This window comes from Candidatus Hydrogenedens sp., from assembly GCA_035361075.1.
Lineage (GTDB): Bacteria > Hydrogenedentota > Hydrogenedentia > Hydrogenedentales > Hydrogenedentaceae > Hydrogenedens.
In genome coordinates this window covers 1-21,467 of record DAOSBX010000015.1, presented here as the reverse complement: position 1 = coordinate 21,467, position 21,467 = coordinate 1, and the positions used below count along the sequence as shown (strand labels likewise).

Sequence of the window (21,467 nt, the reverse complement as noted above, 5' to 3'; positions counted from 1 at the left end):
GTAAGTTAATACAAAAAACAAATTTTTAGGAGTAAGATTGTTATGAGCCATCATTACCGTGAAAAAATTAAAGAAATAGCCACAAGATATGGCTGTGACCGAGGATGCCTCATGAATATAGCCAAAGATGTTGTCAAAGAATTTGGTTATATTTCTGAGGAAATGGTCGAAGCCATGGCAATGTCGCTGAACATACCACTTGTTCAGGTTCGGGACATGGTTAGTTTTTATTCCTTTCTACCAAAAAAACCTTTAGGAAAGTATGTTATTCGACTGTGTAATGCAGTAGTTGAACGGATGAAAGGAGCCGATGAAGTAGGAAAAGCCTTTGAAAAAGAATTAGGAATTAAGTTTGGAGAGACAACTTCCGATGGGCTGTTTACTTTATTGCACACATCATGCATCGGATTGAGTGACCAGGCACCTGGAGCACTAATTAACTTTGTCCCGTTAACCAATTTAAAACCATCTGATACTAAACAGATTATTAAAGAGCTTAAATCGGGGAAGGATGTATCTGAATTACCGCAGGCAAGAGTTCAATTAAACTTAAAAAAGGAAGGCGACGTAATTTGTGCTCCATTGGAAAGTGGAATAGCGGTAAGAAAAGCATTAAATATGAAGCCTGAGGAAGTTATTGCAGAGATAAATAAATCACGCCTTCGTGGACGAGGTGGTGCGGGGTTCCCAACAGCAATGAAATGGGATTTTTGTCGGAAACAGAAATCGCCTATCCGATATTTGATTTGCAATGCAGATGAAGGCGAACCTGGGACATTCAAAGACCGTGTTATTCATACAGAATATCCAGACCTCGTTTTTGAAGGCATGACCATTGCAGGATATGCCATAGGAGCGAAAGAAGGAATTATGTATCTCCGTGGGGAGTATGCATATTTGTTAGAAAGTTTAGAAAAGGTATTAGCAAAAAGAAGACATTTAGGGCTTCTTGGAGAACATATTTGTGGTAGAGAGGACTTTAATTTTGATATTCGTATTCAATTGGGGGCAGGTGCTTATGTATGTGGAGAAGAATCGGCACTGATAGAATCGCTCGAAGGAAAACGTGGTGCTCCAAGAGATAGACCTCCATTCCCTGTCCAAAAGGGATATAAGAATGAACCTACCTCTGTAAATAATGTAGAAACATTATGTTGTACAGCACGTATTTTAGAAAAAGGTGGTGATTGGTTTGCAAAGATTGGTACAAAAGACTCTACAGGAACAAAAATGCTCAGTGTTTCGGGTGATTGTGAACATCCAGGAGTGTATGAGGTCGAATATGGAATAACAATAGAAAGCTTATTGGAACTGGTAGGAGCCAAAGATACCCAAGCAGTTCAAGTAGGTGGTGCATCTGGTAAGTGTGTAGCTCCGAAAGATTTTGGTCGGAGAATTTCATTTGAAGACCTTCCTACAGGTGGTTCCATTATGATTTTTGGCAAAAATAGGGATTTGTTAGAGTGTATGTATCAGTTTATAGAGTTTTTTGTAGAGGAGTCTTGTGGTTGGTGTGTGCCATGTCGTGCAGGAACCACACTACTCGAAAAGAAGTTAAGGCAAATTCTTGACGGTAAAGGCACAGCTCAAAGCCTTGCTGACTTGAGAAGAATAGCACAAACAGTTAAGGCTATGAGTCGTTGTGGATTGGGACAAACATCTGCAAATCCAATATTAACAACCATTTACGACTTTGCAGATCTGTATGCAGAAAAAATTAAGGAAGAAGATGGGAAATTGTTAACCTTTGATTTACAAAAAGCCATGAAAGTAGGAATAGAAGCAAGTGGAAGAACTATGGAAGGAGTAAAATAATGAGTAAAGAATTAGTTACTTTTACAATTGATGGTGTTGAGGTTAAAGCCTCGCCAGATAAAACCATCATTCAAGCGGCAGATGACGCCGGAATTTATATCCCGAGGCTATGCTATTTAAAAGACCTTCCTCCTGGAGGGCATTGTCGTGTTTGCACAGTAAAGGTAAATGGAAGGCCTGTTAATTCGTGTACATATCCGGTCGCAGAAGGGATTGTTGTAGAGAATGATACGGAAGAATTAAATAGTTTACGAAGAAACATTATTGAGATGTTATTTGTAGAAGGAAATCATTTCTGTCCATCATGCGAAGTTGCAGGAAAATGTGAGCTACAGGCTCTGGCATATCGTCTCGGATTATTAACGCCCCAGATGCCTTACTTATATGCTCAACGAGAGTTGGATGCTACCCATCCAGATGTCTATTTGGACAGGAATCGCTGTGTTTTATGTGGTCGTTGTGTAAGAGCATCTATGCATCTGGATAAGAAAAATGTATTTGGTTTCGAGAATCGTGGTATTAACATGCGTATTTCGGTGAATTCCAATGATGGACTAAAAGATACCAACTTGACCAAAGACGACAAAGCAATGTCTGTTTGTCCTACAGGATGTCTTGTAGTTAAACGGCAAGGATATTTGACTCCTGTTGGAAAAAGACCATACGACAAAAAACCGATTGGTTCCGATATAGAAACAAAAAAAGTGAAATCATAAACAGGAAAGGAATGGAGTTATGAGTAAACCTGTTATAGCAACAGCCCATTTTACAGGGTGTTTTGGATGTCATATGTCTATTTTAGACATTGACGAACGCATTTTAGACCTTGTTGAATTAGTGGAATTTAACAAGTCCCCTATAAATGATATAAAAAATTTTACTAAACCTGTGGATATTGGGATTATTGAAGGTGGTATAAGTAATGATGAGAATGCAGAGATACTGATGGAGTTTAGGAAACATTGTAAGATTCTGGTTGCCATTGGTGCATGTGCTTTAACTGGGGGAGTCCCTTCTATGAGAAATTTAGTTCCGTTAAAGGAATGTCTGGAAGAAGCCTATCTGAATGGACCCACAGTAAAGAGTGAGAATACAGGTGTTATTCCTAATGACCCAGATATCCCTGTTTTATTAGATAAGGTGTATCCCTGTCATGAAGTAGTCAAAATTGATTATTTCTTGCCAGGCTGTCCACCTTCAGCGGATACAATTTGGAATGCACTGGTTGCCCTATTAAAAGGTGAACCGTTAAGTCTTGATTATGAACTAATAAAATTTGATTAATTTCAGGAGGCAGTTCTATGAGCACAAAAACAACAGGAAGAAAAATCGTAATAAATCCCGTTACACGGGTAGAAGGACACGGGAAAGTTACTATCCTTTTAGATGAAAAAGGAAATGTGAAACAGACCCGTTTCCATATTATAGAATTTCGTGGATTTGAACGTTTTGTTCAAGGAAGGTTTTATTGGGAAGCCCCAACTATCGTTCAAAGACTTTGTGGAATTTGTCCTGTAAGCCATCATCTCTGTGCAGCAAAAGCAACTGATGTTATTGTAGGAGCAACAACGCTAACTCCTACCGCAGAAAAGATGAGAAGGCTTATGCACTATGGACAAACTTTACAGTCTCATGCACTACACTTTTTCCATCTTTGTTCTCCTGATTTATTATTTGGATTTGATGCACCGGTTGAACAAAGAAATGTGATTGGTGTGATAAAAGCGGACCCGGAAACGGCAAAAAAGGCCGTGTTATTGAGAAAATATGGTCAGGAGATTATAAAAGCCACTGCGGGGAAGAAAGTGCATGGGACAGGTGCTATTCCCGGTGGCATCAATAAAAATCTATCTATTGAAGAAAGAGATGGCTTTCTGAAGGATATTGATACCATTATAAAATGGTCTTTAGAGTCCGTTGAATTATGTAAAAAAATAGTAAAAGAGAAATTAGACTTTTTCCTTAAATTTGGGTATTTTGATTCCAATCATTTAAGTATAGTTCGTAAAGATGGCTGTCTTGACCTGTATGATGGTTTATTAAGGGCTAAAACAGCAGATGGAAAAATAATCTTTGATATGGTTAAGCCCGAAAATTATCTTGATTATATTGCTGAAGAAGTTCGTCCGTGGAGTTATATGAAGTTCCCGTTTATTCGTTCTTTGGGAAAAGAAAAGGGATGGTATCGTGTAGGGCCATTAGCAAGAATTAACAACTGTGATTTTATTGATACGCCATTAGCAGAGAAAGAACGACAGGAGTTAATGTCATTGACAGGTGGAAAGCCTATAAATGCTTCTATGGCATATCACTGGGCGAGATTAATTGAAATGTTACACTCTGCTGAGAAAATAAAAGATTTGTTAAACGACCCTGATTTGCAGGGGACAAATCTAATTACTCAGGGAACGAAACAGAAACGCGGTGTTGCATTGATAGAAGCTCCACGTGGAACATTATTCCATCATTACGAAATTAATGACAATGACCAGATTGTTCTTGCAAATCTAATTGTATCTACGACCAATAATAATGAACCTATGAATCAGGTTGTAAATGTTCTTGCAAAGGATTATTTGCAAGGGAAGTCTGAAATAACGGAAGGGTTGTTGAATACTATTGAAGTAGGTATTCGTGCTTATGACCCATGTTTAAGTTGTGCAACCCATGCGTTAGGACAGATGCCATTGCATGTGCAAATAATGAACCATGAAGGTGAGGTTGTTCATGAACGTATCAGAGGATGATAAAATACTTATCTTCGGATATGGGAATCCTGGGCGTCATGATGATGTGTTAGGACACTTATTTGTCCAACGTATTCAACAGATGACCCAAGTCAATATTGATACCGATGCAGATTACCAGTTAAATGTCGAATTGGCTGCTGAACTGGCAAACTATGATAAAGTAATATTTGTAGATGCAACGAAAGAAGGTGAAGAGCCTTTTTACATAAAGAGAGTATTCCCTTCTAAAGATATAACCTTTACAACACATTCTCTGAATGCAGAATCAGTAGTCGCTATTTGTGATGAATATTTTGGTTCTGCACCAGAAACATGGATGTTAGGTATTAGAGGTTATGATTTTACGATAGGTGAAGGGATTACTGAAGAAGCAAACGATAATCTTGAATTAGCATGGCAATATCTAAATAAAATATTAAATCAACAAAGGAGAAGGGAACATGGAACAAAAGAAAGTTATTCTTATTATTGATGATGACCCTGATATTCGTTCTGCATTAAGAGTTATGTTAGAATCCGCCGGATTTGTTGTCGGAGAGGCGGCTAACGGAGAAGAAGGTTTAAAGGCAGTTCAAAGGATACAACCAGATGCGGTTATCATCGACTTGATGATGGAAAATGTAGATTCAGGAAGTCAAGTTGCAACAAAACTTAAAGAAGATAAATATCCCGGACCGATGTATATGTTGAGTTCCGCAGGTGATGCGGTTCGATACAACATAGATGCCCGCGAGTTAGGACTGGCTGGGATTTTCCAGAAGCCTGTTGACCCGAAGGTTCTGATTTCGACATTAAAAGCAAAACTGGGTGTAGCATAATAAATAGCCCCTTTCTGACTAATATTAAAAACGGAGCTTTGCTCCGTTTTTTTATATAATAACTATTATATGAATTCATATTCTGAAGGAAATAAATGACAAATTCGACTGGGAAATATTCTCAATCGATATTATCTAAACTAATTCGTTTTTTTCTTCGTGATGAAGAAGGTTCGTTCCCTGTTTTTTTACATAGCCTTCGATTAGAAGACCAATTATATGACTTTACGATTGTTCGATTTCTTGTTTCCTTTTTAATTGTTGTAGGTTCACTTTTTGCGAAATATGTGTTAAAAATTTATGAGTTAAATCACAAGGCTTTAATTCTGTTAGCGATTCTTCTATTTCTTGTGAATACAGTAAACTTTGCAATTGCATTTCCAGCAAGAAAGAAAAAGGAAAAATCAAAAAAATATCATCTTTTGCTTGTTGTTATTTTACATTTATCAATAGCCACTGATTTTTTATTTCTAACAATTGCTATATGGTTAATTGGGGGTGTATATTCTCCTTTTCAGACATTTTTTATTTTTCATGTAATCATAACCAGTATTTTGTTTAGCCCTTTAATTGCGTTTGTTTATACAGCTTATGGGTATTTACTTTTTTTAGCATTAGCAATTGTTAGTTGGCAACAATGGATTCCCCCTATTTACCCAATAGGAGCAGTTCCATCAAATGTTCCACCTACGGGGACATATATCATAACGGTGGCTGTTGTTCAAGGGTTGTTATTCTTTTTGACCGCATCACTTACAACTCATTTGATGTATTTCCTGAGAGAAGGGCAAAGACAAATTGTAAGAATTAACAAAGATTTGGAAAGGTTATGTGATCAGAGAAAAGGATTTTTGCAAATAGCCTTACATAATTTAAGGGCTCCCATTTCTGCAATAGCCATGCATTTGCAGAATTTACTTTATGGTTATGGAGGAGAACTAAATGAAACGCAACAATCTTGGGTTCAACGCTCACTAACACGAATTGATGAATTGGTATCCTTTCTACATGACTTAGAAAATCTTTCTGTAATGGAAAATGCTGACTTATTAAGAGAAGCAAAAGAATTTGAGTTAAATAGCCTCATTGAAAAAATTCTTGAAGAAAATCAAGATTTAATAGCAAGTAAGAAACATACAATAAAAGTGGATTTGCCTGAAAAAAAGATATATATATTAGGTATTCAACGGCTAATACGTGAGGCTATTCTTAATTTTTTAACAAATGCTATCAAATACACTCCACAGAATGGCAAAATAATTGTTCGAGTATTTACTCATTCCTCTTATGTGAGAGTTGAAGTTGAGGATAATGGGATTGGTATATCACAAGAAGATATACCAAAACTATTTAAAGAGTTTGTTAGGTTAAAACAACAGAAAATTGAAGGAGTTGATACTACGGGTTCTGGTTTAGGCTTATATATCGTTCGTCAGGTTATCGAGAGCCATGGGGGAAGGGTGTTTGTAAGAAGTCAGCTCGGCAAAGGAAGTATTTTTGGCTTCGACTTACCTATAGCACGAAGAAAATGAAACATTCTTGTGATTAATGAAGTCTACAAGCACCAAATAATCTACAATAATCAATTGTTGATTATAAAAATGTTGTAGAAATCTGTCACAGAAACTTTTTAATCCAATACAAATTACACGATATATAATAAGGTAGTACAATGGTGAATTATTACAAAAGAATGCTTGTTCGTTTTATAATTTTTGCATTATTTGGTTTAGTTTTAGAAGTATTTATGTCGAGTATTGATGGTTTGATTTTTAATAATAATGTGAATTTAAGAGGGCATACATCCCTATGGATGATATTTGATTACGGTTTGATAGGAATTTTAACTCCATGGCTTAGGAATCCTATGAGAGCAAAAGGTATTCCTTTCCCCTTTAGGGCATTTGTTTACATGTTGATAATTTTTATTGTGGAATATTTCTCGGGTATTCTATTTCATAAAGTTTTAGGTTTAAGTATATGGAGTTATTCACAATTCCGTTATAATCTTCATGGACAAATCACATTAGAATTTGTTCCTGTATGGTATACATTAAGTTTAACAATAGAAAAACTATATGAATGGGTTGATAAAGCCTCCTGGACTATACTCACAAAAAATCCCGAAGGATATATATCTGATTAGGGAGGTACTTTTATCTATAATAATAGTAAAACCATTTTTTATGTATAATTAAGGCAACAAGGGTGGTTTATGAAGAAAACAGAAGTAGAAATTATAAAAGAGTTTTTTGTTGAAATAGCGCCTTATATTGTTGATAGTTATAAAAGGAAAGAGGAATTAACTATCTCAACGAAAAGAGATGCAACAGACTTTTTGACAGAAGTAGACCTCTTTGTTCAGAGCTCTTTTGTGAAAAAAATAAAGAAGATTTTTCCTGAAGACCTTGTTATCGGTGAAGAGGCTGGTTTCTCACAATATAGTGAAAATTGTAAAGAGCGTGTTTGGATTATTGACCCTATAGATGGAACTGCAAATTTTGTAAGGAGTTATTTCCCAGCATTTGCAGTAGCGATTGCATTTGCAAATAAGGGTGAATTGGTTTGTTCTGGTGTTTTAGTACCTATTACAGGAGATGTATTTATTGCTGAAAAGGGGAAAGGAGCATGGCGTAATGGACAAAGGATAGAGGTTTCTACCAAGAAAGATTTAAATGAGGCATGTGTCCAATTGGATTTTGGTAGAAAATCGTCAAGAAAAGAAAGACTCCCTTTTTTCATAAATCCATTGCTTTACTTTGGACAGGTTCGTTGTATTGGCTCTGCAATATTAGCGTTAATACAGGTCGCTATGGGAATTGCAGATGCTTATGTTCATGCTTCATTGCAACCGTGGGATTTTTTAGCTGGCAAATTGATTTTGGAAGAAGCACATGGAAAAATTACACAAATAGATGGAACGCCTGTTCATTTATTTTCAAAAAATAATGGAATTATTGCAACGAATGGTTATATTCATGAAGAATTGCTAAACATTTTAAGTGAAACCTTAAAATAGTTTCCTTTTTAGGCATGAATTTAACTAATGAGTTTTTATAAGAGGTTTATTATTGATAAAGGGATAGTATTCGTTTAATTGCTTCAGGTTTGGCATGGACTGCATCATAAAAATCTGTAGAATTACATCCACATTTTGTCGCATCGAAACTACCGTAAACAGGTATATCAAATGAACTAAAAACTTTCCTCATATATTTTTCTACATCAATGATGATTTTATATATTTTATTTTGAGAAAGAATCTCATACGAACGTGGATGAATAGGGATAAAAATTACTTCTATTTCAACGCCATCTTTTTTTACGATTTTCAAGAAATTTTCAAAAATTTGTTTTCGAGTTGGGTCTAATATCCTGTAATTGATTAAACCTTCGGGATGTTTAAAGGCATAACGTTCCGCTTTTAATTCAATTTCCTGTTGTGTCCTTTGACGGCGTGAGGATTCATAAATAATGCTACCATCTGGTCGAATAACCTTTTCTTCTGTTTCATAATGTTCAATAGGCTTAGGACGAGGAATTTTACCTACTACCCATGCAGGAAGAAATCGAATAGATTCTTGAAAATAACCTGGAGAAAGTATCTGAAAATACCGTGGGTCTATCCATTTAACAATAAGGTCTTTTAACGTAGTATTTTGGACTATTTCCATACGTTCCATAGCATTGTCAAACTCTTGAAATAGATGAAAGTTACTTTTCGCATACGCATTAAAATAATGAAGGTCAGGGCATAAAATAAGTTTTTCAGGAAGTTGTTTAGCTTCGTAAAGTACCTGATAATTTGCAATAATATCTTCTAAATTTGCGGAAGGAAGACTACAATTTAAAATATGTTTGTTTGGGAAGAAAGAAGAATCAATAATCATTGCACGACTCGACCCCATTATAATAATGTCTGGTTTTCCCTGCATTAATAAAATTCGTTCTTTAATAATTTTACGATAATCTACGTTAATAGCATTTATAACACCATAACCCTCATTAAGCCATTGGGCAATTTGTTTTTCCTGACTTTTTCTCAACAGTCCTGCAGGGTCAATTAGAACATTTACGGAAATAAAGAAAATGAAAAAGGGAATTAGGAGGATAATTGGTAGTATTTCTTTGAACAAAGCATGTCTCATAAATGTCCCTTAGAATTGAAAATATATAAAGGGTGAACTATTCCAAACACCATAAAATGCAATTAGAAAAAGGAAGATATAATAGCACGTCCATCGCAATACCATATTCCGTTGTTCGAGTTTTTCTCGCAATGAAATACCATAAGATTGAAATGCTTCAACTACTATTAAAAATAGCAATGATACTATTGCGGTATTAAATTCTTGTTCCGTAGGCATACCTAAACTAACGACAAAATCATCAAAATCCAATCCACGGGTAGGATTAGTCCAACCTGTTAGGAGGTGCGACCAGATATAAAATACATCACCTATTTTTTCCGCACGGAACGGAACTCCAAAGAACAAAAAAATAGAGTAGGTCATTAACATTTGTATTCCTTGATGTATTTTAGGGAAGTGGGTCAAACCAATTTTTTCAATAATGATTTTCCGTATATCACGGGTCAAAAGGGATAAGACAAGGCACACACCCATTAAAAATCCCCAGAAGATGTAAGTCCAATTTGCTCCATGCCATAAACCACTTAGAGTAAAAACAATGATTAAATTTCTACATGTATTAAGAGTGCCATATCGACTACCTCCCAAAGGGTAAAAGACATAATCTCTAAACCAGTTCATTAGGGAAATATGCCATCTCCTCCATAGTTCAGGGAAAGAACGAGAAAAATAAGGTCGCTCGAAATTTTGTATGAGATTAATTCCCAATATTTTTGCTGACCCTACTGCAATGTCAGAGTAACCAGAAAAATCACAATATATTTGCCAACTGGAAAAAATCATTGCAAAAAGGAGTCCTGGTCCTTGATGCGATTGTGGATTAGCAAAGACATAAGCGGACATCATACCTAATCTGTCTGCCACTACAACTTTTTTGAAAAGTCCCCATGCCATCAATTTTAAGCCATCACTTACACGTTTTATATTAAAATCGTGAGATTGTTTAAGTTGTGGGATTAATGTATCCGCTCTTTCAATCGGACCAGCCACTAACTGAGGAAAAAAAGTAACATAGAGGGCAAAAATACCAAAATGTTTTTCAGGTTTTATTTTACGTTTATAGACATCAATTGTATATGCTAAAGTCTGGAATGTATAAAAAGAGATACCAATCGGTAGCAGAAGGGAAGAGTAATGCATATTTATAGGGATATTTAGAGAAATGGACAATTTTTCGATGCTGTCCATAAAGAAATTATAGTACTTGAATGTAAAAAGTATTCCCAAATTTACAATAAGACTACATAAAAGGATTAATTTTCGTTTATATTCAGTTTCGGTTTTTCCCAATAATAGCCCACTAATATAATCCACAATAGTTGAGGCAAACAATAATAAGACATAAATGGGTATCCAGGCCATGTAAAAGTAGTAACTTGCGATAAGCAATAAAATCCAACGGAATTTATGAGGTAATAGAAAGTAGAGGGTAACTACAATAGGAAAGAATATCGCAAAATGAACAGAATTAAAAAGCATAGTATTATGTATTTATGATTAATTGTTTATATATTTTTGTGTTGTTATTTGTATTGTTTCTTCTATGTCTGGGTAAATTTCTAATATAAATTCCCACTTTCCACCTAAATTTTCAATTTTCAAAAGAAGGGTATTATAACCATTCATTAAATCCGATGTAAAAGAATCTGTTCCAGATTCACACGTCATACCTTCTTTAGTGAATCGTGAATAGACCTCTTTTCCATTCAAAAACACTTTTCCACCATCATTCATACCTAATTCAAACAGTGCATTTTGTTTTTCTTTTGAATAAATATACGTGAAAGCATAAACAATACCTGGTTCTAAACCAAATATTTCATGAAGTTTAACCTTCGTAGATTTATTTTTTGATGAATTGAAAGGAACAATTTTAATATCGTTATATATTTTTTTAAGTTTATTTATATCTGTATTTATTGGTATTTCTGCTTTTTCTTCTCCACCTAAAACTTCTAAATAGTCTTTATTGAAGCCTTCACGAGAAATTTCGGGATTGGTTGATGTATCTATCGGTGGGTTTGGGAAAGGACCTAACAATGTCCAATCTAATACAAAATTAGTTTTCGGTGTTCCTACATTGTCTCTAATGATAATGTTGGCAGATTTTAATGTGTTATTTGTGATTTCAAAATTACCATGACTTATATTAGAATTAATAATTCCTGAACGGATTCTGGGTCCTAATTGAATAATAGGTTTTTCAATAGAGGTTCCAATAAATTCGCAATTAGATATGATTAGATAGCGATTATTAGCGCTGATACATGGAAATCCTTTAGAGATACGGTCCCAACCACTGAAATGACAGGCATCAAAGGTAACACTTCCGTGTCCTTCGGTGAGAACTTGATAATCTAAGTCTTTTGTACCCCAGAAACCACAGCCAACAAATTTAACGGGACCTCGATTAGAGGGACTTACTACAACCTTTGCCATAAAAGATGAGTTTAGAAAGGTTATGCCTGCATTTTCCATTGCATTCTCTACTTTTATAGCACATGGAGTAATATCCATATAACAATGGGTATATGTCCCACTTCCAGGTAAATATTTTGTTATATTTCTATTTTCATCGTATATAGGTCCAGCAATGAATTGCATACCAATTGAGTAAAAGATACTAAAAAGGTTATAGCCCATTTCTCCATCGGTTTTGCCTATAATAAAGGCAATTCCTTCTCTTTGAGTAAATTTCCAGAGAGGGCTATTTGGATTTAAATCCCAGAATGGCCAAAAATGAATATCTTCGATTCTACCTACATCATAACATTGATTGATGTAAAGGCCACGGTATAGGGGATATGCATGTATATTTTTTATTTTATGTCTACCTGCTGGAAATGTTCCGAAATCAATGGCTTTATATGGATTGATAAGTGTTAAATCTAATAGAGAAACATCATCGGCAGAGCCATTACATTGTATTGTCCATGGGTAGGGGATAGGTGGGTCTGTTTTTGTTTGTTCGGGATAAAAAACCGCAAAACCTTTCAATATAGAACTTGTATTAACCCGAATAAAAGGTGTTCCATCGGCTTCTCCTTTACCAGCAACAGCAAGTAAAACGCTACCTGCTTTTGTTGGTTCTCCACGGAAAGGAGCACGCCATATCCCTTCAAGGGTTACATTTTCAGGTATAATCAAATTCCCTTTAATGAGATATGAACCAACAGGTAAGAACACTATTCCTCCATTTTTTTCACCAGCCACATTTAGAGCATTTTGAATGGCCTCTGTATCGTCAGTAATCCCATCACCTTTTGCACCTAATTCTTTCACGTTATAAACATCTGAATAAGAAATTTTTTCTCCGTATGATAAAAAGGAAGATAGAGTAAATATAATAAAAGGGATTATGATAATAGTTAGTTTTTTTGTAAAGGAAGTGAGCACGTCAAAATGTCCTTTGAGCTATCCTTTAACCACAAAATTTATTAATTTTCCTGGAACATATATCTCTTTAACTATTTGTTTGCCTGTTAAATGAGGCAATATCTTTTCCTCTTTACGGGCTTGTTCCAGAATTTCTTTGTCGCTCGAATTTACAGATATTGTAATTTTCCCTCTTAATTTTCCATTTACCTGAATGGGTATTTCTATAGTATCTTCTTTGATAAGGTTTTCGTCATATTCGGGCCAGGGTTCGTATGCTAATGTCTGATTATGTCCTAACTTTTGCCATATTTCCTCAGCGATATGAGGGGCAAATGGTGAGAGAATAAGTATAAATTTTTCACCAATATGTTTATCAATTTTCTCTGTTTTGTTTGCGGAATTTGCAAATTCCATCATTTTAGCGATAGCGGTGTTGAATTGGAGGTTTTCAATGTCTTCAGATACAGCCTTGATTGTTTTGTGCAGTTCTTTTTCGATAGTAGGGTCACCGCCAGAAGAAACAAATCGTGTGGAAATATTCCCGTTATCATCGACGAAAAGTGTCCAAATTCTTCGTAGAAACCTATAAACACCTTGAATTCCTTCATCTGTCCATGGTTTGTCTCTATCTAAAGGTCCCATAAACATTTCATACATTCGCATAGCATCCGCACCGTATTTTTCAATAACTTCATCTGGATTTACCACATTGTAGCGGGACTTGCTCATTTTCTCGATTTTTGTTTCCACAGGTATATCTGTGCCTTTAACATACCATTGACCGTCTCTTTGTTCGACCTGATGAGGATAGTAGTATTTTCCATTTTTATCCTGATATGAATAGGCAAGAATCATCCCTTGATTAAAGAGTTTTTTAAAGGGCTCTTTAGTAGAAACATAACCTGCATCGTAGAGTACTTTATGCCAGAAACGTGAATAAAGTAGGTGCAACACTGCGTGTTCTGCACCACCAATATATAGGTCAACAGGCATCCAATATTGTTCTGCTTCTTTTGACCATGCTTCCTTATCATTTTGAGGGTCAACGAATCTGAGGAAATACCAGCATGAACCTGCCCACTGTGGCATGGTGTTTGTTTCACGTGTAGCAGGTTGACCTGTTTCGGGGTCAATAGTTTGAACCCAATCTTTGGCACGTGCAAGAGGTGGTTCTCCTGTTTCTGTTGGTTTGTAATTATCTAATTCAGGGAGGAGGACAGGTAAATCTTTAAGAGGAACTACTTTAACTGTTCCATCAGCAAGTCGAATAATCGGGAAAGGTTCTCCCCAATATCTTTGTCTTGAAAAGAGCCAGTCACGAAGTTTGTAGTTTACTGTTGCTTTACCTAAACCCTTTTCTTCTAACCATTTTGTGATTTTTTTCTTTGCTTCTGGGACTGTAAGCCCATTGATTAATGGTGAATTGACAAGAATTCCATCGCCTGTGTATGCTTCTTTTGAAATATCACCGCCAGAAACGACCTCAATGATAGGAAGGTTATATTTTCTTGCAAATTCGTAGTCACGGGTATCGTGAGCAGGTACAGCCATAATTGCACCGTAACCGTATTCTGCTAATACATAATCAGCAATCCAAATAGGTATCTTTTCATTATTTACTGGGTTTATAGCATAGGCACCCGTAAAAACACCTGTTTTTTCTTTCTCATCTTTCATCCGTTCTTGGGCACTTTTCTTTGTAGATTGTTCTACATATTTTTTTACTTCTGCCATATATTCGGGCTTTGTTATTTCTAATACGAAGGGATGTTCTGGAGCCAGTACGCAATAGGTAGCACCAAAAAGGGTATCAGGACGTGTAGTAAATACTGTAAATTTCATATTGGTTCCATCGATACCAAAGTCTACGTCTGCTCCTTCACTTTTCCCGATCCATTCTCTCTGCATGGCTATTATTCCAGGTGGCCAGTCTAATTCATTAAGGTCTTCTAATAATCTCTCAGCATAAGCGGTAATTTTTAGCATCCATTGTCTCATCAGTTTTTTTTCGACGGGGTCTCCTGTTTCAACGTATTTGCCATCTTTAACCTCTTCATTTGCTAAAACAGTTCCCAAAGCAGGGCACCAGTTCACAGGGGCTTCGGTTTCATAGGCAAGTCCCCGTTCAAATAAGACAGTGAATATCCATTGTGTCCATTTATAATAAGAGGGGTCAGTGGTGTTAATTTCACGGTCCCAATCATAAGAAAGGCCAAGTGCCTGAATTTGTCTACGGAATGTGTCGCAATTCTTTTTTGTTACAACTGCTGGATGTTCTCCTGTTCGCACAGCATGTCTTTCAGCAGGCAAACCAAATGCATCCCAACCCATCGGATGTAATACATTAAACCCTTTCATTCTTTTATATCGTGCCACTATATCAGTAGCAGTGTATCCTTCAGGATGTCCTACATGGAGCCCATCTCCACTGGGATAAGGAAACATGTCTAAAACATAGTATTTAGGTTTAGAATAATCAATAACAGATTTAAATGTTTTATTGTCAAGCCAGTATTTTTGCCACTTTTTTTCTATCTTAATGTGGTTATATATGCCTTCAGACATAAAAAACACCTCCAATATAAATATGATTAACAAAGGAATAAAAAGAAATTAAATAAATTATAGCAATTTTTATATAGTTTTACATAAAAGGGAATATGGGTTTTTAACTTAGTTAGATAGTTATGCAAGTTGTTTCGGGAAGACTACCTCGAACACCTGTTTCATGTTCTCGACGAAAATGAATTTTAGGCTTTTTTTGATTTCATTCGGTAGTTCTCTAATGTCTTTTTCATTTTCTTTTGGAAGGATAACTTCACGAATACCTAAGGTGTGCGCCGCAAGCAATTTTTCACGGATTCCGCCTACAGGCAATATTCTGCCTGTAAGAGTAATTTCACCTGTCATAGCTACCCCTTCTTTTATGGATTGCTTTAAGAGTGATGACAAAATAGATACTGCTATAGTAATGCCAGCAGATGGACCGTCTTTTGGGATAGAAGCCTCAGGTGCGTGCACATGAATATCTAATTGCTTATAAAAATCAGGGGAGAGTTTAAAATGCGAGGCATTGGCACGAATATATGTTAAGGCAGTTTGTGCTGATTCTGTCATAACCGAACCTAATTGACCTGTGCAAAGAAGGCTACCCTTCCCTTTCATGATGCTTGTCTCTATAATTTGAACTATTCCACCGTATGGAGTCCAAGCCAATCCTACTGCAACGCCACTGCTTAGATTTTTTATTGTTTGAGAACGTGAATATATAGGTGGTCCTAAAATGTTTTCTACTTCTTCTTGTGTGAGGATAATTGGTGGCTTTTTTACATTTGTTACAATCCAGCGAGCCACTTTTCTTATGATTCCTGATATCTGACGTTCTAATTCACGAACCCCAGATTCTTCTGTATATTTAGATATTAAATAGCGAATAGTATCAGGTTTAAAAACAAGGTCCTTTTTATGTAATCCTGCTATTTTTATTTGTTTCGGGATTAAATATTTTATGGCAATTTCAAACTTTTCATTAGGAGTATAGCCTGGAATTTTAATAATTTCCATACGGTCATAAAGAGGAGGAAGAATATCATATTCGTAATTTGCAGTGGCAATGAAAAAGATTTCTGATAAGTCAAACTCAACATCGAGGTAATGGTCCATGAAATATTTGTTTTGTTCAGGGTCTAAGACTTCAAGTAATGCGGAAGCAGGGTCACCACGAAAATCGTTCCCAATTTTATCAACTTCATCTAATACAAAAACAGGGTTTATTACATTTGCCTTTTTTATATTCTGAATTATTCTGCCTGGCATAGATGCTACGTATGTGCGCATATGTCCTCGAATTTCTGCTTCGTCACGAATACCTCCTAATGACATACGAATAAATTTGCGGTCTAATGCTGATGCAATTGAATTGCCGAGGGAGGTTTTCCCAACACCAGGAGGTCCCACAAAGCATAGAATAGGACCTTTAGTTAGGTTTCCACTTAATATTCGAACAGCGAGAAAATCAAGTATGCGGTCTTTAACTTTGTCTAATCCAAAGTGATTTTTATCCAAAATTTTTTTGGCACGGTTAAGGTCCATTTGGTCTTTTGTTCGTTTATCCCATGGAAGACTGCATAACCATTCTATATATTCTCGAATAGTTGATGATTCAGGGCTAAATGTTTGTAGTTTTTCTAATCGTTTCAATTCAGAGTTGGCTTTTTCTAAAACATGGGGAGGAAGATTTGTTTTATTTATAAGTTGTTTTAATTCTTCAGTGTCTGAGAAATAATCAGAAAGCCCTTGTAAATCAATACCTGATTCGGTTTGATTATCTGTGAGCCATGGTTCCGAGCCGTCATCGGTGTATTCCTTTATACTTGTGGATAGCAATTTTTCTTCTTGTGATAGTCGATTCTCTCGGATTAAGTATTTTGCTATTTTTTTGAGAAGAGAGGTCAATGAAAGTGTTTCCAACAAATTTTGTCTTTCTAAAGTATGAATATGTAAATGAGTACAGATAATGTTGGAAAAGTCTTCATATGACTCACATTCTCTAAGGGTATTTAGTACTTCGATAGGTATTTTTGTGTTTTCTGTAATATATGTTTTAAATTCTTTTAATATAAGAGAACGAAGAGCTCGTAATTCTTTATTACGATTAAGATTTTGTTGTGGAAATTCTAATGAGATTTGTTCAATTTTTGCTGATATGAAGGGTTCGAATTGTTTCCATTCTTTTATGTGTCCTCTTGAAAGTGTTTCAACAAAAATTTTTAGAATCCCATTAGGAAGTGCAAGCGTTTGCTGGATTTGTGCAATAACTCCTGTGTTGTGGTAGGCTTCTTTTTCTTTTGTGTCATCTGCTTTTTCTTTGGATAAGACGATAAATATTAATTCAGAAGAACGAATAGACTCCTCTATTGCACAAACGGAGGTCTCTCTTGAAACCAGTAATGGTGTTGTTGTTTTTGGGAAGAGGACAATATCATGGACAGGAAGGACAGGTAGTTCGAATATTCTGTTTGCGTTGATTATGGTGCTTTTACTCTTTTGTTTTTTAGATTTCATAAAAATAACCCAGCAGATAAAATAAATTATATCCAGATTTGTGTTTGTGATAGTTGTGAAATATAACAGTGAAACGAGATATTATACTAATCTTTAAGCTGATGCGGTGTTCTTTTTAATATCTTCTTTATTGTGAATATCACTTTCGTATACGAAAAGAGGTTCCTCAGACTTTGTAATAACTCCAGGAGTAATGATGCATTCACGAATATCTTTTCTCGATGGAAGTTCAAACATAACGTTAAGCATAATCTCTTCTAATATACTGCGAAGACCACGTGCTCCCGTTTCTCTATTGATTGCATAATCAGCAATGGCTTCTATTGTTTCTTCAGGAAAATGTAATTTAACATTTTCTAATTCAAAAAGTTTTTCATATTGTTTTGTAATCGCATTTCTTGGTTCGACAAGAATCTTTTTCAAGTCGTTTTTATTAAGTTCGTGAAGAGTTGCCACTACAGGAACTCTACCTACAAACTCAGGTATCATACCGAATGCAATTAAATCCTCAGGCTTTACCATGGATAGCAGTTCACCGATACTATAATCTTTCTTTGACTTAATGTCTGCTTTAAATCCAATGATATTTTTGCCGACACGTTTTTGAATAATCCGTTCTAATCCATTGAATGCACCACCACAAATGAAGAGGATGTTTTTCGTATCAACTTGAATGCATTCTTGTTGTGGGTGTTTTCTACCACCTTGTGGTGGAACATTTGATATAGTTCCTTCTAAAATCTTTAGTAAAGCCTGTTGGACACCTTCACCAGACACATCACGTGTAATTGATGGACTATCACTCTTTCGTGCTATTTTGTCAATTTCATCGATATAAACAATGCCTGTTTCAGCACGAGCAATATCAAATTCAGCATTTTGTAGTAATTTTAGAATAATATTTTCTACATCGTCACCTACATAACCTGCTTCAGTTAAAGTAGTAGCATCAACAATCGCAAATGGGACATCAAGCATGCGGGCAAGAGTCTCTGCAAGTAATGTTTTTCCACTTCCAGAAGGACCAATAAGTAAAACATTGGATTTTTGTATTTCTACACCTTGAATTTCACCACCGTAGGCAATTCTTTTATAGTGATTATGAACAGCCACTGATAAAATGCGTTTGGATTGCTCCTGCCCAATAACATACTGGTCTAAAAATTCTTTAATTTCACGAGGTGTAGGTACCTTTACTGTTCGTCTGTGTCTTTTTCTGTTTTGGTCATCTCTTATAATATCAGCACAAAGACGAACACACTCGTCACATATATTAACATCAGGTCCAGCGATTAGTTTAGAAACTTCATTGTGTTTCTTACCACAAAACGAACAGGTTGGAATCTCCGATTTGATACGTGAATGATTCATAGTATAACTCCAAACAAATCATTTTAAGTTACTTATATATATAATACCATAAAATTGATATTACGTTTACATTACATTGTCAAGAATAAATATTATATACTATTTTAACACTTTTGTCAAGAGTTTACTGATAGAATTTAAAATAAAAATGGCGTTCCCGGAGGGAGTTGAACCCCCAGCCTCTTGGTCCGTAGCCAAGCGCTCTATCCAATTGAGCTACGGGAACACCGTATAAAAACATTATTAAATTGAGAATAAAAGTATATCAGTTTTTATTAAAATATTTCAAGCGGAAGGATGTTTATTTTTTTTGGTCAAGTCTGACTTGTCTTGCTTCTTATTGAAGTGATTTACATTTAAACTTCATAATATAATAAACTTAATTGGTGCAAAATAACGAACAATAAAAAATAAGGATATATGAATATGGTTACAAAAGAGCGTGTTGAAAAACTGTTAAAAGAAATGCAAAATCATTTATTTAATGAACTACTCCCTTTCTGGGAAACGCATGGTGTAGATGAGGAACATGGTGGTTTTTTGACATATCTTGACCGTGAAGGCAGACCTACAGGAGAAACAAAGAAGACGCTTATTTGTCAAGCACGAATGATTTATACTTATTCATCTGCACATCGAGCTAATTTAGGTGATGGAAAATACCTGAAAATAGCAGAGCAAGGGGTTGAATTTCTAAAGAAACATTTTTGGGATAATCAGTATAAGGGATGGATTTGGATAACAGAAAAGGATGGAACTCCGATTGATCAGAGCAAAATTATGTATGGACAGTCTTTTGGTATTTATTGTTTGAGTGAATATGCAATGGCATCGGGTGATGAAGAAGCCCTTGAACTTGCGGAGGAAACATGGAGAACGATTAAGGCTCAGGCTGTAGATATTGCACACGGTGGATTTGGCGAATTTTTTGAGAGAGATTGGACACCTAAAAAACCAGGTGTATATGGTGGAGATAGAAAATCATTTGATGTTCACATGCATCTAATGGAAGCATTTACAAACTTATATGAAGCGACAGGATCACCAAAACATAAACAAGATACCATGAATGTAGTTAAATTAATTTTTGATAAAATGGTTCATCCTGAATATGGAACAGGAATGGCACAGTTTAGTTTTGATTGGAAACCTTTACGGGCTATTATATTTAAGAATGTTTGGGGTTCTGACCGTGATGCTGATGACCCTGAAGGCAGGCCTTTAAATAATACCAGTTTTGGTCATAATGTAGAATTTTGTTGGTTGTTAAATCATACATTGAATATTCTTGGTGAGGATGTAGAACCCTATAAAGAAAAAATGAAAAAGATGTTTGACCATTGTATAAAATATGGAATTGATTGGGAAAAAGGGGGTGTTTATTGTGAAGGTCCTAATGATGGTCCTGCACGAGAAAGAAATAAAGAATTCTGGCAGCAAGCGGAAACACTTGTGGCTATGTTAGATGCTTACCTGTTATTTGGTGATGAAAAATACTTTGACGCATATGAAAACGTTCATCGTTTTGTTATGGATTATGTTATAAATCATGCTGTTGGGGAGTGGTTTCCATTATTTGATGAAAACAATAATCTTTTGTGGGATTATATGGCACATGCATGGAAAATCAACTATCATACTGTCCGTTCTGCTATACAATCGGAGAGGAGATTAGCAAAAATCCTCGCAAAAATTAGTTAAGTTAATATATATCTAATTTGCCAATATTTTGTTAAAAATTATTTGCAAAGAGTTTGTGCATTGAACAATTATATATCCAAATACAGAGAATATTTCCTTATATCTTTTCTCGTCTTTGTTGCTTTTGCTTTACGTTTATACCGTATTACAGAACAGTCTATATGGCATGAAGAGTATGTCTATATAGCAAATATAAAAATATGTGATCTGTGGACAAATATTAAATTACTGTTTATAAATGTTCCTGAATATGGACTCTCACCTGCAGGATTAGTTCTATATTTCTTTTGGGTACGTATTTTTCCGAATACCATTTGGATTTGGAGACTTTTACCTATCTGTTTTGGAATATTATCTATAATTCTCCTTTATTTTTTGGGGAAATGGGTAAAAGATTGGAAGGTTGGCTTCCTTGCAGG

General features: G+C 35.4%; 17 protein-coding genes and 1 tRNA gene. 11 read left to right on the top strand and 7 right to left on the bottom strand.

All coding sequences use genetic code 11. The features are described from left to right. Window positions 1-42: 42 nt before the first annotated feature. From PLJ10_06300 to PLJ10_06260, 9 genes are all read left to right on the top strand, one after another. Window positions 43-1,815 (top strand): NAD(P)H-dependent oxidoreductase subunit E, encoded by a 1,773-nt coding sequence (locus PLJ10_06300; protein ID HOK09257.1) that lies wholly within the window; start codon window positions 43-45, stop codon window positions 1,813-1,815. Next, window positions 1,815-2,531 (top strand): 2Fe-2S iron-sulfur cluster-binding protein, encoded by a 717-nt coding sequence (locus tag PLJ10_06295; GenBank protein HOK09256.1) that lies wholly within the window; start codon window positions 1,815-1,817, stop codon window positions 2,529-2,531. Before PLJ10_06300 ends, PLJ10_06295 begins: the two co-directional genes overlap by 1 nt. Before the next feature lie 19 nt (window positions 2,532-2,550). After that, on the top strand, window positions 2,551-3,099 hold the full coding sequence (locus PLJ10_06290; protein ID HOK09255.1) for an NADP oxidoreductase: 549 nt from the start codon (window positions 2,551-2,553) through the stop codon (window positions 3,097-3,099). A 17-nt stretch (window positions 3,100-3,116) separates the two neighbouring features. Beyond that, the gene (locus PLJ10_06285) at window positions 3,117-4,562 is read left to right on the top strand and encodes a Ni/Fe hydrogenase subunit alpha (GenBank protein HOK09254.1); all 1,446 of its coding nucleotides are present in this window, start codon (window positions 3,117-3,119) and stop codon (window positions 4,560-4,562) included. Beyond that, complete coding sequence (locus tag PLJ10_06280; protein ID HOK09253.1) at window positions 4,543-5,037, top strand: hydrogenase maturation protease; 495 nt, start codon at window positions 4,543-4,545, stop codon at window positions 5,035-5,037. The genes PLJ10_06285 and PLJ10_06280 overlap by 20 nt, the downstream gene beginning before the upstream one ends. Beyond that, window positions 5,006-5,383, top strand: coding sequence for a response regulator (locus PLJ10_06275; GenBank protein HOK09252.1), 378 nt, complete (start codon window positions 5,006-5,008; stop codon window positions 5,381-5,383). Before PLJ10_06280 ends, PLJ10_06275 begins: the two co-directional genes overlap by 32 nt. A 95-nt stretch (window positions 5,384-5,478) precedes the next feature. Continuing rightward, the gene (locus PLJ10_06270) at window positions 5,479-6,915 is read left to right on the top strand and encodes a HAMP domain-containing sensor histidine kinase (protein ID HOK09251.1); all 1,437 of its coding nucleotides are present in this window, start codon (window positions 5,479-5,481) and stop codon (window positions 6,913-6,915) included. Between the two features lie 140 nt (window positions 6,916-7,055). Then, window positions 7,056-7,529 (top strand): hypothetical protein, encoded by a 474-nt coding sequence (locus tag PLJ10_06265; GenBank protein ID HOK09250.1) that lies wholly within the window; start codon window positions 7,056-7,058, stop codon window positions 7,527-7,529. 69 nt (window positions 7,530-7,598) lie between these two features. Continuing rightward, window positions 7,599-8,402 carry an inositol monophosphatase gene (locus tag PLJ10_06260; protein ID HOK09249.1) on the top strand — a complete coding sequence of 268 codons (804 nt, stop codon included), beginning with the start codon at window positions 7,599-7,601 and terminating at the stop codon, window positions 8,400-8,402. A 49-nt stretch (window positions 8,403-8,451) separates the two neighbouring features. Here PLJ10_06260 and PLJ10_06255 read toward each other — a convergent pair whose 3' ends face one another. The 7 genes from PLJ10_06255 to PLJ10_06225 all read right to left on the bottom strand — a co-directional run bounded on the left by PLJ10_06255 (window position 8,452) and on the right by PLJ10_06225 (window position 19,573). After that, window positions 8,452-9,531: a hypothetical protein gene (locus tag PLJ10_06255; GenBank protein HOK09248.1), complete on the bottom strand. Its 1,080-nt coding sequence runs from the start codon at window positions 9,529-9,531 to the stop codon at window positions 8,452-8,454. 9 nt (window positions 9,532-9,540) lie between these two features. Continuing rightward, on the bottom strand, window positions 9,541-10,722 hold the full coding sequence (locus PLJ10_06250; protein HOK09247.1) for an MBOAT family O-acyltransferase: 1,182 nt from the start codon (window positions 10,720-10,722) through the stop codon (window positions 9,541-9,543). 309 nt (window positions 10,723-11,031) lie between these two features. Further along, the gene (locus PLJ10_06245; GenBank protein HOK09246.1) at window positions 11,032-12,816 is read right to left on the bottom strand and encodes a glycosyl hydrolase family 28-related protein; all 1,785 of its coding nucleotides are present in this window, start codon (window positions 12,814-12,816) and stop codon (window positions 11,032-11,034) included. Window positions 12,817-12,948: 132 nt separating this feature from the next. Continuing rightward, the gene (gene leuS / locus PLJ10_06240) at window positions 12,949-15,477 is read right to left on the bottom strand and encodes a leucine--tRNA ligase (GenBank protein HOK09245.1); all 2,529 of its coding nucleotides are present in this window, start codon (window positions 15,475-15,477) and stop codon (window positions 12,949-12,951) included. Window positions 15,478-15,597: 120 nt separating this feature from the next. Further along, complete coding sequence (gene lon / locus PLJ10_06235) at window positions 15,598-17,976, bottom strand: endopeptidase La (GenBank protein HOK09244.1); 2,379 nt, start codon at window positions 17,974-17,976, stop codon at window positions 15,598-15,600. A 93-nt stretch (window positions 17,977-18,069) separates the two neighbouring features. Continuing rightward, window positions 18,070-19,347, bottom strand: a complete 1,278-nt coding sequence (gene clpX / locus PLJ10_06230) for an ATP-dependent Clp protease ATP-binding subunit ClpX (GenBank protein HOK09243.1) — start codon at window positions 19,345-19,347, stop codon at window positions 18,070-18,072. 149 nt (window positions 19,348-19,496) lie between these two features. Next, window positions 19,497-19,573: transfer RNA gene (locus tag PLJ10_06225), tRNA-Arg, on the bottom strand. Between the two features lie 200 nt (window positions 19,574-19,773). On the opposite strand from PLJ10_06225, the gene PLJ10_06220 reads away from it, so the two are divergent. Together PLJ10_06220 and PLJ10_06215 are read left to right on the top strand one after the other, a co-directional pair. Continuing rightward, window positions 19,774-21,048: an AGE family epimerase/isomerase gene (locus PLJ10_06220; protein ID HOK09242.1), complete on the top strand. Its 1,275-nt coding sequence runs from the start codon at window positions 19,774-19,776 to the stop codon at window positions 21,046-21,048. Window positions 21,049-21,108: 60 nt separating this feature from the next. Then, a partial coding sequence (locus PLJ10_06215) for a hypothetical protein (GenBank protein ID HOK09241.1) occupies window positions 21,109-21,467 on the top strand: 359 nt, incomplete at its 3' end.